The organism is Microbacterium sp. GbtcB4, assembly GCF_019091465.1.
Taxonomy (GTDB): Bacteria; Actinomycetota; Actinomycetes; order Actinomycetales; family Microbacteriaceae; genus Microbacterium; species Microbacterium paraoxydans.
Genome location: NZ_JAGXJJ010000007.1, coordinates 177,808 through 191,227, shown reverse-complemented (window position 1 = coordinate 191,227; position 13,420 = coordinate 177,808). Strand labels below are relative to the sequence as shown.

General features: G+C 72.1%; 10 protein-coding genes. 7 read left to right on the top strand and 3 right to left on the bottom strand.

Annotation, left to right across the window (positions count from 1 at the left end):
* Positions 1-37 precede the first annotated feature (37 nt).
* Positions 38-859, top strand: a complete 822-nt coding sequence (locus KVS71_RS12905) for a hypothetical protein (protein ID WP_083371022.1) — start codon at positions 38-40, stop codon at positions 857-859.
* 84 nt (positions 860-943) lie between these two features.
* On the opposite strand, the gene KVS71_RS12900 is transcribed toward KVS71_RS12905, so the two are convergent.
* Complete coding sequence (locus KVS71_RS12900; RefSeq protein WP_060922841.1) at positions 944-1,402, bottom strand: N-acetyltransferase; 459 nt, start codon at positions 1,400-1,402, stop codon at positions 944-946.
* A 165-nt stretch (positions 1,403-1,567) separates the two neighbouring features.
* Here KVS71_RS12900 and KVS71_RS12895 point away from each other — a divergent pair, with 165 nt between their 5' ends.
* On the top strand, positions 1,568-3,787 hold the full coding sequence (locus tag KVS71_RS12895) for an NADP-dependent isocitrate dehydrogenase (protein ID WP_060922842.1): 2,220 nt from the start codon (positions 1,568-1,570) through the stop codon (positions 3,785-3,787).
* An 85-nt stretch (positions 3,788-3,872) separates the two neighbouring features.
* On the opposite strand, the gene KVS71_RS12890 is transcribed toward KVS71_RS12895, so the two are convergent.
* Together KVS71_RS12890 and KVS71_RS12885 are read right to left on the bottom strand one after the other, a co-directional pair.
* Complete coding sequence (locus tag KVS71_RS12890) at positions 3,873-5,360, bottom strand: L,D-transpeptidase (protein WP_259984155.1); 1,488 nt, start codon at positions 5,358-5,360, stop codon at positions 3,873-3,875.
* Positions 5,361-5,475: 115 nt separating this feature from the next.
* Entirely contained in the window at positions 5,476-5,880 is a 405-nt protein-coding gene (locus tag KVS71_RS12885; RefSeq protein ID WP_025103791.1) for a RidA family protein, read from the bottom strand.
* 25 nt (positions 5,881-5,905) lie between these two features.
* On the opposite strand from KVS71_RS12885, the gene KVS71_RS12880 reads away from it, so the two are divergent.
* From KVS71_RS12880 to nagB, 5 genes are all read left to right on the top strand, one after another.
* Entirely contained in the window at positions 5,906-7,123 is a 1,218-nt protein-coding gene (locus KVS71_RS12880; RefSeq protein ID WP_217584739.1) for an alanine racemase, read from the top strand.
* Positions 7,114-10,383 (top strand): family 20 glycosylhydrolase, encoded by a 3,270-nt coding sequence (locus KVS71_RS12875; RefSeq protein ID WP_217584738.1) that lies wholly within the window; start codon positions 7,114-7,116, stop codon positions 10,381-10,383. The genes KVS71_RS12880 and KVS71_RS12875 overlap by 10 nt, the downstream gene beginning before the upstream one ends.
* 79 nt (positions 10,384-10,462) lie before the next feature.
* Positions 10,463-11,650, top strand: a complete 1,188-nt coding sequence (locus tag KVS71_RS12870; protein WP_060922844.1) for an ROK family transcriptional regulator — start codon at positions 10,463-10,465, stop codon at positions 11,648-11,650.
* A gap of 31 nt (positions 11,651-11,681) precedes the next feature.
* Complete coding sequence (locus KVS71_RS12865; RefSeq protein ID WP_217584737.1) at positions 11,682-12,647, top strand: ROK family protein; 966 nt, start codon at positions 11,682-11,684, stop codon at positions 12,645-12,647.
* Positions 12,640-13,419 carry a glucosamine-6-phosphate deaminase gene (gene nagB, locus KVS71_RS12860; protein WP_060922846.1) on the top strand — a complete coding sequence of 260 codons (780 nt, stop codon included), beginning with the start codon at positions 12,640-12,642 and terminating at the stop codon, positions 13,417-13,419. Before KVS71_RS12865 ends, nagB begins: the two co-directional genes overlap by 8 nt.
* Position 13,420 lies beyond the last annotated feature (1 nt).

Sequence of the window (13,420 nt, the reverse complement as noted above, 5' to 3'; positions counted from 1 at the left end):
CCGGGCGCGCGTGCTCCGCGATCGGTAGCATCGAAGGATGGACCCCTTCCTCCTCGTCGCGGAGTGGTGGTGGCTCGCGCCGACCGCCGCCGCCGGGGTGACCGCGGGCGCGATCGGGGTGCGTCGTCGCAACACCCGCAGCGGCCGCCGACTGGAGTACGACGCCGCCCGGCACGACCTCCGCGAGGCCCAGCAGCGCGCGGTGGTGCGACGGACGGCGCTGAAGGTGGCACGAGCCGACCTCGCGCGGGTCTCCGCCGAGCGGGCCGCGCAACGCGCGAGCGCCGAGCAGGTGGCCGGCGCCCGGCGCATGCTCAAGGAGCGCGAACGCGACGCCAGAGCGGCGGCCGCCGACGTCCGCGCCCGACGCGTCAGGGTGAACGCCGCCCGCGCCGCGATCCCCGCCGGCTCCGCCCCGCGGCCGCTGGAGCGCCTGTACGCGGAGCACGACGCGGTGACGGCGCGATGGATGCGGTACGAGACCGACACCGCGCTGCAGATCACCTATCCCGAGATGACGGACGTGAAGCGCCCGGAGACGGCCGCCTACCTGCGGGCCGCCGGTGCGGCGGTCGAGGCGCGTCGGCAGACGACGGGCCGCGTGACCGCCGCCGAGTACGCGGCCTACCGCGACGCCGTCGCGGAGCTGGAGCGGGCGTTCGAGGCCGCCGAGCACGCGGCGAAGGTCCAGACGGGGGAGGCGCCGCCCACACCGGCCTGGCAGGACGCCGCGCAGGACATGCTGCACCGCTCCGCCGAGGCCATCGATCGGGCGGCGGGTGCCGCCGCGTCCGCGCTGGCCGCGTGGAACAGCCGTCGGGGCAAGGGCACGCCCCCGGACGGCAGCGGTCAGCGCTGAGGAGGATCGAGAGCACGCCGCCCTGCAGGTCCGAGGGCGACGGAGTCTCGATGGGGGAGGGGATTCGAGACCCCGCCGCCGGTCTCAGGAGGGGACGCGGATCTCGGCGATGACCTCGCCGTAGGCCGTCTCCCCGACGGGGGTGAACCCGACGCGGCGGAAGAACGCCTCCGGGCCGTCCTCGCCGGCTTCGTAGATGACGTTGACGTGGTCGACGCCGCGGTTGCGCGCTTCGTCGATGAGGTTCTCGACGGCGAAGCGGCCGATGCCGCGACCCTGGTCGTCCGCGTCGACGTTGATGCGCCACAGCACGGAGCGGAAGTGCTCCTCCGGCGCCTCGTCATCGAAGTTGGCGCTCACGAATCCCACGACCTCGTTGCGGTCCAGGATCACCCGCTGCCAGGAGGTCTGCGGGTTGATGACGGTGGCCGCGATGCCGTACGAGACGGGGGCGAGGAACTGCTCCTGTCCGGGCTTGAGCGACAGGTTGTTCACGGCGACGATCGTCGCGGCGGAGAGTTCGACCATGCGCAGTTCGGACATGCCCCCAGGCTAGCCCCTCCGCTCACCGCATTCATCACTCGGGCGGACTTTTCACGGACCGTTCGTCCGAGGGAGTCTCTTCGGTGGGACCGCCGCTTCGGGGTCCGGGACGCTCAGGTATCTTGGTATCGAGACAAATAGCCCTCGTGAACGGAGAACGTCCCGGTGACCGACGACGCCATCATCTACACCTACACCGACGAGGCACCGGCACTGGCCACCGCCTCCTTCCTGCCGATCATCCAGGCCTACACGGGCCAGGCGGGTATCGAATTCGAGACGCGGGACATCTCTCTGGCCGGCCGCATCCTCGCCGCGTTCCCGCAGAAGCTCACCCCCGAGCAGCAGGTCGGCGACGCGCTGGCGGAGCTGGGCGGCCTCGCCACGCTCCCCGAGGCGAACATCATCAAGCTGCCGAACATCTCCGCGTCGATCCCGCAGCTCAAGGCCGCCATCGCGGAGCTGCAGCAGCAGGGTTACGACGTCCCCGACTTCCCGGACGAGCCCTCGTCGCTGGAGGAGAAGGACATCCGCGCCCGCTACGACCGCATCAAGGGCTCCGCCGTGAACCCCGTCCTGCGCGAGGGCAACAGCGACCGCCGCGCGCCGCTGGCGGTGAAGAACTACGCCAAGAAGCACCCGCACCGCAACAAGCCGTTCGCGGAGGGCTCGAAGACCCGCGTCGCGACCCTGGGCCACGACGACTTCAAGCACAACGAGCGCTCCTGGGTCGCCGCGCACGACGACGTCCTCTCCTTCCGCCACACCGCGAAGGACGGCACCGTCACGGTCCTCAAGGAGGGGCTCAAGGTCCTCCCGCGCGAGATCATCGACGCCACGTTCCTGTCCGCCAAGGAGCTGGACGCGTTCCTCGCTGACACGCTCGCGGAGGCCAAGGCCGACGACGTGCTCTACTCGGTGCACCTCAAGGCCACGATGATGAAGGTCAGCGATCCGATCATCTTCGGTCACGTCGTGAAGGCATTCTTCAAGGACGTCTTCGACCAGTACGGCACGCAGCTCGCCGAGGCCGGACTCAGCGCGAACGACGGTCTCGGCTCGATCCTCGCGGGGCTGGCGGACGTCGCCGGTGGCGAGGAGATCGCCGCGGCGTTCGACAAGGCCATCGCCGAGGGGCCGCGCCTGTCGTACGTGAACTCCGACAAGGGGATCACCAACCTGCACGTGCCGAGCGATGTCATCGTCGACGCGTCCATGCCCGCTCTCGTCCGCAACGGCGGGAAGCTCTGGGGCAAGGACGGCGAGGAGGCCGACACCATCGCGGTCATCCCCGACTCGTCCTACGCGAGCGTCTACCAGGCCGTGATCGACGATGTGATCGCGAACGGCCCGCTCGACCCCGCCACGATCGGCACCGTGCCGAACGTGGGCCTCATGGCGCAGGCCGCCGAGGAGTACGGCAGCCACGACAAGACGTTCGAGATCGCCGCCGACGGCATCGTCCAGGTGCTCGACAGCGAGGGCACCGTCCTCATCGAGCACGAGGTCGGCGAGGGCGACATCTGGCGCGCGACGCAGACCAAGCACATCCCGGTCATGGACTGGGTCAAGCTCGCGGTCGGCCGTGCCCGCGCGACGGGTGCCCCCGCGGTGTTCTGGCTCGACGCGAACCGCTCGCACGATGCGCAGATCATCGCGAAGGTGCACCAGGGTCTCGCCACGCTCGACACCAAGGGTCTGACGATCACGATCCTCGCGCCGGAGGAGGCCACGCGGTACACGCTCGCCCGCATGCGTCACGGCCTGGACACCATCTCGGTGACCGGCAACGTGCTGCGTGACTACCTCACCGACCTGTTCCCGATCCTCGAGGTCGGCACGAGCGCCAAGATGCTCTCCATCGTGCCGCTGCTCGCCGGCGGCGGACTGTTCGAGACGGGGGCCGGCGGCTCCGCGCCGAAGCACGTGCAGCAGCTGGTCGAGGAGAACTACCTGCGCTGGGACTCGCTGGGCGAGTTCTTCGCGCTGGCGGCCTCCCTCGAGCACTTCGCCGACCGCACGGGTAACGAGAAGGCCCGCGTGCTCGCGGAGACGCTCGACGCCGCGACCGGCACGTTCCTCGAGGAGGACCGCTCGCCCGGCCGTGCGCTCGGCACGATCGACAACCGCGGCAGCCACTTCTACCTCGGCCTGTACTGGGCGCAGGAGCTGGCGAAGCAGACGAAGGACCCGGAGCTCGCCGCCGCCTTCGCGCCCATCGCCGAGAAGCTCGCCGCGAACGAGGAGACGATCGTCTCCGAGCTCAACGCGGTGCAGGGCTCCCCGGTGGAGATCGGCGGCTACTACCGTCCGGACGAGAAGCTCGTCGAGGCGGTCATGCGCCCGTCCACGACGCTCAACGAGATCGTCGACGCCCTGCGCTGAGACGACGAGAAGGGGGCGGATGCTGCGGCATCCGCCCCCTTCTGCTGTCTTCCCCTGCCGGCTTCGCCCGGTGCAGGGTTCCGGATCAGTTGTAGACGGAGACCTCGAGGCCCACGGGGGACCAGTCGTAGACGTACTTGGCGAGGTCGATCGGCAGGTTCACGCAGCCGTGGCTCATCCGGTTGCCGAAGTTGTTGTGCCAGTAGGTGCCGTGGAAGCCGATGTTCGGGGCGAACCACGTGATCCAGGGCACGTCCTCGGTGCAGTACGGCGCCCCCTCGTAGCAGCCCATGTCCTGCATCGCGGTGTGTGCGAACACCTTGAAGTTGCCTGTCGGCGTGGGCGTTCCGGGAAGACCGGTCGACACGGCCCAGGACTGCACCACCTTGTCGTTCTCGAACAGGTAGGCGCGCTGCGTGCTGAGGTTGATCTCGGCGCGGCGGAACAGGTTCGTGGTCTCGAAGGGGGTCTCCGTCACGGAGAGGGCGAAGACGCCGTCTCCCGCGGCGAGCTGCGTCGCGAAGTCGTCGGCGATGCCGGCGGTGTCGCCGAGGGCGCGTCCGGTGGCGCCCTCCTTCTCGGCGCGCAGCACGTTCCCCGCGGAGTCGACGATGTTGGTCGCGTTGACAGGGGCGCGGTCCACCGCGGCGGCGAGCGTGTCGACGGTGGTCTGGATCGCCGCCGGGTCCGCCTCGATCCGCAGCTGACCCTCGTCGTCGACCACCGTCAGCCAGGACGCGGCGACCGCGGGGGAGACCGGGACGGTCCGTTCCTTCCCGACGTAGAAGCCGATGGAGGAGAGCATGGTGTTGAGCGTGGTGGCGGTCGCCGTCGCGTCCTCGTCGGACACCGCGGGCAGGGCCTCCGCCGGGCCGCCGGGGTAGTCGAACGTCGTGCGGCCGTCGCCGACGGCCTCGACGAACGCGGCGTTGAGATCGGCCACGTCGATACCGGTGCCGGGAACGGAGGGCGTCACGGTGTAGGTGCCCTTCGCGGCGTCGAAGACGACTCCGGCGTCGACCGGGTCGACGAAGCTGCCGGGGACGGCGCCGCGGAGAGCTGCGGTGGCGGTCTCCTGGTCGAGCACGATGTCGGCCGACACGGGGTCACCCATCCAGGACCCGAGGTTCCACATCGGGTGGGCGGCGAACGCCGCATCGGCGAGGGCCGTGGCGTCGGCGGTCGCGCCCAGGTCGGCGCCGGTGAGCACGGCGTCATCACCATCGCCCGTGAGGGTGACCTCGGTCTGGGCGAGGTGCGAGCTGATCGCCTCGGCAGCCGCGCCCGGAGTCATCCAGCCGACCGGGATGCCCGCGACGGTGGTGCCGGGGGCGATGAGGATCATCGAGGCGGCGCCGGCGCCGAGCGCGACCACGCCGAGGCCGAGACCGATCCACAGGCCGAGGCGGCGCTTCTTCGGGGCGGGCTCGACGGGAGCCCAGGCCAGGGGCTGCTCGCCGGTCTGCGGCGGGGCCGTGTCGGTCGCCGCCTCCGGCGTCAGGACGCTCGTCGGTGTCGCATCGTCGGGCTGTGCCCCCGTTGCAGCGCCCGGCGTGGAAATCAGATCGGTCACGAACTACACCCCCCGCAGTCTCGACGTGTCCTGTCGTCCATGGTACGGGATGGCTGGTAACGGGGAGGCAACGGTCCTGATAAGGTGCCTCCCCGTTCGCCCGGGGCGGGTGGGGTCAGTCGACGACGGCGAGCCCGTCGATCTCGACGAGCATCTCCTCGCGGGGGAGGCCGGTGAACACCGTGGTGCGCGAGGGCAGGACGCCGCTGGTCGTGTGGGCCTCGACGAAGGCGCCGTAGGCCTCGTTCATGATCGGGAAGTCCTCGCGCTTGGTGAGGTAGACGCGCAGCATCACGACATCGTCGAACGTGGCCCCGGAAGCCTCCACGATGGCCTTGACGTTCTCCAGCGTGCGGGTGGTCTGCGCCGCGACGTCGCCCGGGTACAGGTACTCGTTCGTCTGCGGGTCGACGGGGCCCTGGCCGGAGACCTGGACGATCGGGCCCTTGCGGACGCCCTGCGAGAAGGTGTGCGCGGGGGCGGGGGCGGCGTCGGTGGAAACTCGTGTCTTCGCGGTCATGCCGCCAGCCTAGTAGCCTTGTTAGATGCCTCTACAAATTCCGGATCCCGTCCTCGGCGCCTGGGCGAAGGGGTTCCCGGCGCACGCCGCGGGGCTGCGTCTGTCGGAGGTCGGCGCGGCCGGTCTGCGTCTCTCGGACCTCGGTACTCCGGTGCTCACGGTGCACGCGGACGCGATCGCGCACAACGAGGACACGGTGTTCGGCTGGGCCATGCGCGAGGGCGTCCGCCTCGCCCCGCACGGCAAGACCACGATGGCGCCCGCGCTCTGGCAGCGGCTGCTCGACGCCGGAGCCTGGGGGATCTCGGTCGCGACGCCGTGGCAGGCCCGCGTCGCCGTCGACGCCGGCGTGCCGACGGTGCTCATCGCCAACGGGGTGACGGATGGCGCCGCGGCCCGCGAGCTCGGAGCGATGCTCGCCGCCGATGAGGACCTGCGGATCCTCTGCGGCGCGGATTCCCTCGCCGGTGTCGCGATCCTCGCCGACGCGCTCGCCGATGCCCCGCGGCCGCTGGACGTGCTCGTGGAGCTGGGCGGCGCGCAGGGACGGACGGGGGCGCGGACCGTGGCCGAGGGCGAGCGCATCGCCGCGGCGATCGCGGCCGCCCCTGGTCTCCGCCTGGCCGGGGTGACGGGCTACGAGGGGCCCTTCGGTCCCGATCGCTCCGCGGCCTCGGTCGCCGCGGTCGACGGCTTCCTGGCCACGCTCGTCGAGCTGCACCGCCGACTGGAGTACCCCGACGGCGTCCGCCCCGTGCTCAGCGCGGGGGGCAGCTCCTTCCCCGATCGCGCCGCCGCGGTCCTCGGCGCCGCGGGAGCGGACGCCGAGGTCGTGCTGCGCTCCGGTGCCTTCCAGATCCACGACGACGGCTTCTACTCCCGCATGTCGCCGTTCGGCCCGCTCACGGACACCGCTCCGCTGCGTTCCGCGATGCACGCGTGGTCGCGGGTGGTCTCCCAGCCCGAACCCGGCCTCGCCCTGCTCGACGCCGGGCGGCGGGACGTGCCGTTCGACATCGACCTCCCGGTGCCGCAGTCGGTCGCCGGCGCCGTGACCGCCCTGAACGACCAGCACGCCTTCCTCCGACCCGCCGAGGGGGCGACCGTCGCGGTGGGCGAGGTCGTGCGGCTGGGTCTCTCGCATCCGTGCACCGCGTTCGACAAGTGGCGCGTCGTCGCCGTGATCGACGACCCCGACGACGAGGACCCCCGGGTGATCGACGCGGTGGCGACATGCTTCTGAGCGCCGAGAAGGCCGCCGCCGGCCTGGTGCGCGTCTATCGGCGGGCGACCGTCGTCGACGGCACCGGCGCGCCGCGCTTCGTCGCGGACGTCGCGGTGGAGGGGGCAAGGGTCGTCGCCGTCGTCCGCGACGGCGACGGGACGACGCTCGAGCTGCCGGACGGCGCGGTCGAGGTCGACGCGTCCGGCCTCGTCCTGGCGCCCGGTTTCATCGACATGCACGCGCACAGTGACCTCGCGGTGCTCCAGGGCGCCGCGCACGACGCCAAGATTCGGCAGGGGGTCACGACAGAGGTGCTCGGGCAGGACGGCCTGGGCTACGCGCCGCTGGACGAGGCGACCGCCGCCGTCATCCCCGCCCAGATCGCGGGCTGGAACGGGCGGCCGGCGGAGGTCCCGTGGCGGTCGATGGACGACTTCCTGGAGGCGATAGACGTCGCCGCGGTGGCGAACGCCGCGGTGCTGGTGCCGCAGGGCAACCTCCGGATGATGGTGGTCGGGCACGACGACCGCCGGGCGACCCCTGCCGAGATCGCGGCGATGACCGACATCCTCGGCCAGGCCCTGGATGCCGGAGCCTTCGGCATGTCGAGCGGCCTGACCTACACCCCGGGGATGTACGCCGACACCGCGGAGCTCGAAGCCCTCTGCCGGGTGGTGGCGGAGCGCGGCGGCTACTGGGCGCCGCACACCCGCAGCTACGGGCGGGCGGCGCTGGACGCGTATCGCGAGGCCATCGAGATCGGCCGCCGCACCGGGTGCCCCGTCCATCTCACCCACGCGACCATGAACTTCGCCCCGAACCGCGGGCGCGCCGCCGAGCTGCTGGCCCTCGTCGACGCGGCGACGGCCGACGGTGTCGACGTGACCCTGGACACCTACCCCTACCTTCCGGGGGCCACGACCCTCTCCGCCCTGCTGCCGAGCAGGCTGGCGGCGACCGGCGACCTGCTCGGCGTCCTGGGGGCCCTCGACGCCGAGGGACGCGAGGCGGTCCGCGTCGAGCTGGAGGAGATCGGCTGCGACGGATTCCACGGCGAGGCGGCGGACTGGTCGGCGATCCAGATCTCCGGGACGGCCCACCCGGGTCTCGCCGGGCTCGTCGGCCGGACGATCGCCGACATCGCGGCGGAGACCGGGCAGCGCGCCGTCGATGTCGTGATCGACACGATCCTCGCCGATGCGGGCGCCACGGGTGTGCTCATGCACATCGGCGACGAGGACAACGTCCGGGCCATCATGCGGCACCCGCGGCACTCCGGCGGCAGCGACGGCATCCTCATCGGCGCGCGCCCGCACCCGCGCGGCCGCGGCACGTTCCCGCGCTACCTCGGGCACTACGTCAGGGAGCTGGGGGTGCTGAGCCTCGAGGAGGCCGTCCGTCATCTCTCCGGCAACCCGGCTGCCCGCCTCGGCCTCGACCGCGGCGACGCACCGCGCGGCGTGATCCGCGAGGGCGCCACCGCCGACCTGGTGCTGTTCGACCCGGAGACGATCGCGGCCGGCGCCACCTTCGACGACCCGCACGGTGCGCCGCAGGGCGTGCGTGAGGTGCTCGTCGGCGGCGTGCCGGTCGTCATCGACGGCGACCCCACGGGTGCCGTCGCCGGCCGTGCGCTGCGGATGCCTCCGTCGGCGCCGCGGGCGACGGTGCCGCACATCGCCGCGGAGATCGACTCCCTGGCTCCGGGCTTCCGGTGGACGCCCTCGACCCCGATCCTCGGCGCGCCGGAGCTGGCGGCCGCGGTCGCACGGCTCGGCGGCGCGGGAGCGGACGACACCCTGCCCGCCATCCGCCTTCTGATCGACGAGAAGCTGGGTGCCGCGGCCTCCGCGGCGGGGCGGCAGGGGCCCGAGGCTTTCCGGGTGTCGGTGACGGCCTCCGGGATCGAGATCGCGGGGGCGACGCCGGAGGGGGTCTTCCGCGGCGCGACCACGCTCCGCCAGCTCCGCGACCCGGACCACGACCCCGCTCTCCCCGCGACGATCCCGGCAGGGCGCTGGGAGGGCTCTCCTGCCTCCGCCTGGCGCGGAGTGATGCTCGACGTGGCGCGCCACTTCCGCCCCGTGGAGGACGTGCGTCGCCTCGTCGACCTGCTCGCCGATCACCACCTCAGCATCCTGCACCTGCACCTGACGGACGATCAGGGATGGCGCTTCGAGGTACCCGGCTACCCGCGTCTGACCGAGGTCGGCGCACGGCGCGAGGCCACGCAACGCGGTCACGGACCGGAGGCCACGGTCGAGCCCGGCGCGCACGAGGGCTTCTACACCTCCGCCGAGCTCCGCGACCTCGTGCGGTACGCGGAGGAGCGCTTCGTGACGCTCGTGCCCGAGGTCGAGCTGCCAGGGCACATCCAGGCCGCGCTCGCCGCCTACCCGGAGCTGGGCAACCTCGACGTCGGGACGCCCCCCACCGGGCCGTGGGAGCGATTCGGCGTGAACGCCCGCACCCTCGCGCCGACCGCGGAGGCGCTGGCCTTCGGTCGTGCCGCCATCGACGCGCTGTGCGACGTGTTCCCGTCCGCATGGATCGGGATCGGCGGCGACGAGGTGCCGGTGACCGAGTGGGCGGAGAGTGCAGCCGCCGCGGCACGCATGCGAGAGCTGGGGCTCGCCACGGCGCACGACGTGCAGCCGTGGTTCACGGCGCACTTCGTGGACCACGTCCGCCGCCGCGGGCGCACCGCGCTGGCCTGGGACGAGGTGCTGGAGGGCGACGTCCCCGAGGGCGTCCGCATCCTCGCCTGGCGCGGGCCGGTCGCCATGCGCGAGGCGCTGCGGCGGGGGATCCCGGTCGTGGGATGTCCGGATCTCGAGGTCTACCTCGACTACCCGCAGTCCGAATCGCCCGAGGAGCCCATCCGCGTCGGGCCCCCGCTGACCATCGAGCGCGCGTACTCCTTCGAGGTCGTCGAGGGCGCGGTCGGCGGGCAGGCGAACGTCTGGACGGAGCACCTGCCGAGCAGGGACCGGGTCGACTTCGCGATGTTCCCGCGCCTCGCCGCGATCGCGGAGCGTCTCTGGGATGGGGGAGAGCCCGCACCGTTCGCCGATTTCGCACGGCGGCTGCCCACGCATCTGCGACGCCTCGCCGCCGCGGGGGTGCGGTATCGTCCGCTGGACGGTCCGTCGCCCGAGCAGCGGCGACCAGGGGTTCCCGGCAAGCCGATGACGGTGGAGACCAGGGAGGGGATCGTCGCCGGCCTCGTCGAGCGCCTGCTCCGCCGGGCGGCTGTCGAGGATCCGCGGTCGGCTTGATGTCACGTTTCGGTAACCCTGCCCGCGGAATCGCGCGGGACAGTTGCACAATTCCTGTTCGTAAGGTCTACTAACAAACATGTCCGTTTCGGATGATCAGCGCCCCGCGGCGACGACAGACTTCGTCGCCGCGAACGCGCACGCCTTCGGCCCTGCGCGGCATCTCCGTTCGCGCACCAAGGTGCTCCCCGAGCACGCCCGCGGCCATAACCGCGCGCTCGTGCTGCAGACGCTCTACCACTCGGGGGCGATGAGCCGCGCTGACCTCTCCCGCGAGACGGGCCTCACGCGGGTCACGATCTCCGACCTCGTCGCGGAGTTCATCGCCGACGGCATCGTCGTCGAGATCGGCGTCCGCGAGGCGGTCGGGCCCGGAAAGCCGCCGATCCTCATCGACATCGACCGGGTGGGGCATCAGATCATCGGGCTCGACCTGTCCGGACCGACCGCGTTCGAGGGGGCCGTGCTCAGCCTCGACGGCGACGTCCTGGAGCGGCGGCAGGTGCCGCGTCCGGAGACGCCGGACGGCGACGCGGCGTACGACGCGCTTCGCGGCCTCGCGCAGACCCTCGTCGAGATCGCCACGCAGCCGGTGCTCGGCGTGGGCATCGGCACCCCGGGTGTCGTGCGTCCGGACGGCCTCGTCCTCAGCTCGCCCAACCTCGGCTGGACCGACTTCCCGCTGGAGGCGAAGCTCAGCGCCGACCTCGACCTGCCCGTGCTGGCGCGGAACGACGCCAATGCCGCGGTCCTCGCCGAGTACACGTTCGGCGAGGCGGAAGCCGACTTCATGCTGATCAAGATCGGCCGAGGCGTGGGCGCAGGGCTGATCACCGGCAGCCAGCCGCTCCTCGGCAGCCGTTTCGCCGCAGGGGAGATCGGTCACGTCGTCGTCGGCACGGACGGCGGGCCTCGCTGCGCGTGCGGCAAGATCGGCTGCCTCGAGGCCTGGCTGAGCGTGAGTCGCATGCAGGAGGCGCTCGACGCCGACCCGGCCGCGCGCGAGGAGATCCTCCGCGACTCCGGGACCCGCATGGCGATCGCGATCGCCCCGATCGTCGCCGCCCTGGACCTGTCCGAGGTCGTGCTCTCCGGGCCCGCTGAGCTGCTGGACGGCACGCTCATCGACGCGGCCGTCGAGACGCTCCACGCGCGGACGCTCGAAGGCGTCTTCGAGGACGTCATGGTGCGGCTCACCCGTCAGGACGACATCGTGCTCCGAGGCGCCGCGGTGATGGTGCTCTCGGGGCAGCTGGGGGTGTCGTGACCTCCGCGACCATGACCGGGAACGGCATCCGATGATCGTCCCCGCCTCGGCCGACCGCGCCGGTCGGCCCCTTCGCGTGGGTCTGGACGTCGGCGGCACCAAGATCGACGCCGTCGCCGTGGACCCGGCCGGGACGATCCTCGCCCGCCTGCGTCGCCCGACCGGGTGGGGAGAGGACGCCGTCGTCGACAGCATCGTCTCCACCGTCGCCGCCCTCGCCGAGGAGAGCGGGCTGCCGCTGTCCGCCGTCGCTTCCGCCGGCATCGGCATCCCCGGCGTCGTGGACGCGGAGACCGGCCGTGTGCTCCACGCCGTGAACCTCGGCGTGGAGTCGCTCGACCTCGCGGCGCGCGCCGAGCAGGCGCTGGGCGTCCCCTTCCGGGTGGAGAACGACGTGAAAGCGGCTGCGCTCGGCGCCGCCGTCCTGAGCGACGTCGCCGGCTCGATGGCCTACCTGAACCTCGGCACCGGCGTCGCAGCCGGCATCGTCGTCGACGGCCGCATCTGGCGCGGCGCGCGGGGGACCGCGGGGGAGGTCGGGCACCTCTCGGTCGACCCGCGCGGCCGATTGTGCGGCTGCGGACAGCGCGGCTGCGTGGAGACCTTCTGCGGCGGCGGGGCGCTGGCCAAGGCCTGGGGGCGTCCCGGCGCACTGCGCGTCAAGGACATCGTCGAGGCGGCGGACGCGGGCGATCCGCACGCTCTGGCGCTGCAGGCGGACCTCTTCTTCGGTGCGGCAGCGGCCGTGCGCGTGCTCGTGCTGTCGGCCGACGTCGAGACCGTGGTCATCGGCGGCGGTCTCACCGCGCTCGGCGGTCGTCTAGCGGACGGGATCCGCGCCGCCCTGCACGCGGGCGCCCAGGCGTCACCGTTCCTGAAATCCCTGCGGCTGGATGAGAGAATCGAACTGCTCCCCGCGGGTTCCCCCGCCGCCGCCTTCGGCGCCGCTCTGGTGGGCGCATCCATTTCTGAGAAGGAGATCGTTCCGCATGGCTGAGGTCGTCATCGTCGAGAATGCCGAGGCCGCCGGCGCCCTGGTCGCCACCGAGATCGTCGAGCTCATCGACCGTCGCCAGGACGCCGTCCTGGGGCTCGCGACCGGATCGACGCCGTTGCCCGTCTACCAGGCACTCCGCAGCCGCCTGGCGGGGCGCGACGTCTCGCAGGTGCGCGGCTTCGCGCTCGACGAGTACGTCGGGATCGACCCGTCCCACCCGGAGAGCTACCGATCGGTGATCACGCGCGAGGTGGTCGAGCCGCTCGGCCTCGACCCGGAGCGCATCCACGTGCCGAACGGCGCGGAGGCCACCATCCAGCACGCCGGTGAGGACTACGACGCGGCCATCGCCGCGGCGGGCGGGGTCGACCTGCAGATCCTCGGCATCGGCACCGACGGGCACATCGGGTTCAACGAGCCCGGATCCTCCTTCGCCTCCCGCACCCGGGTGAAGACCCTGACGGAGCAGACCCGCGAGGACAACGCCCGCTTCTTCGACTCGATCGACGATGTCCCGATGCACTGCATCACGCAGGGGCTGGGGACCATCCTGGAAGCGCGCCACCTCGTGCTGCTGGCGTTCGGCGAAGGCAAGGCCGAGGCCGTGGCCGGTGCGGTCGAGGGGCCGGTCACCGCGCTGCTGCCCGGGTCGGCCATCCAGCTGCACCCGCACGCGACCGTCGTCGTCGACGAGGCCGCCGCCTCGAAGTTGCAGCTCGCCGACTACTACCGCTACACGTTCGCGAACAAGCCGGCCTGGCAGGGCATCTGAT

Excerpts from the sequence above, each read along its gene's own strand:
- nagB (WP_060922846.1), top strand. The coding sequence starts at position 12,640 with ATGGCTGAGGTCGTCATCGTCGAGAATGCCGAGGCCGCCGGCGCCCTG.
- KVS71_RS12880 (WP_217584739.1), top strand. The coding sequence starts at position 5,906 with ATGCCTCTACAAATTCCGGATCCCGTCCTCGGCGCCTGGGCGAAGGGG.
- KVS71_RS12900 (WP_060922841.1), bottom strand. The coding sequence starts at position 1,402 with ATGTCCGAACTGCGCATGGTCGAACTCTCCGCCGCGACGATCGTCGCC.
- KVS71_RS12905 (WP_083371022.1), top strand. The coding sequence starts at position 38 with ATGGACCCCTTCCTCCTCGTCGCGGAGTGGTGGTGGCTCGCGCCGACC.
- KVS71_RS12875 (WP_217584738.1), top strand. The coding sequence starts at position 7,114 with ATGCTTCTGAGCGCCGAGAAGGCCGCCGCCGGCCTGGTGCGCGTCTAT.
- KVS71_RS12885 (WP_025103791.1), bottom strand. The coding sequence starts at position 5,880 with ATGACCGCGAAGACACGAGTTTCCACCGACGCCGCCCCCGCCCCCGCG.
- KVS71_RS12870 (WP_060922844.1), top strand. The coding sequence starts at position 10,463 with ATGTCCGTTTCGGATGATCAGCGCCCCGCGGCGACGACAGACTTCGTC.
- KVS71_RS12865 (WP_217584737.1), top strand. The coding sequence starts at position 11,682 with ATGATCGTCCCCGCCTCGGCCGACCGCGCCGGTCGGCCCCTTCGCGTG.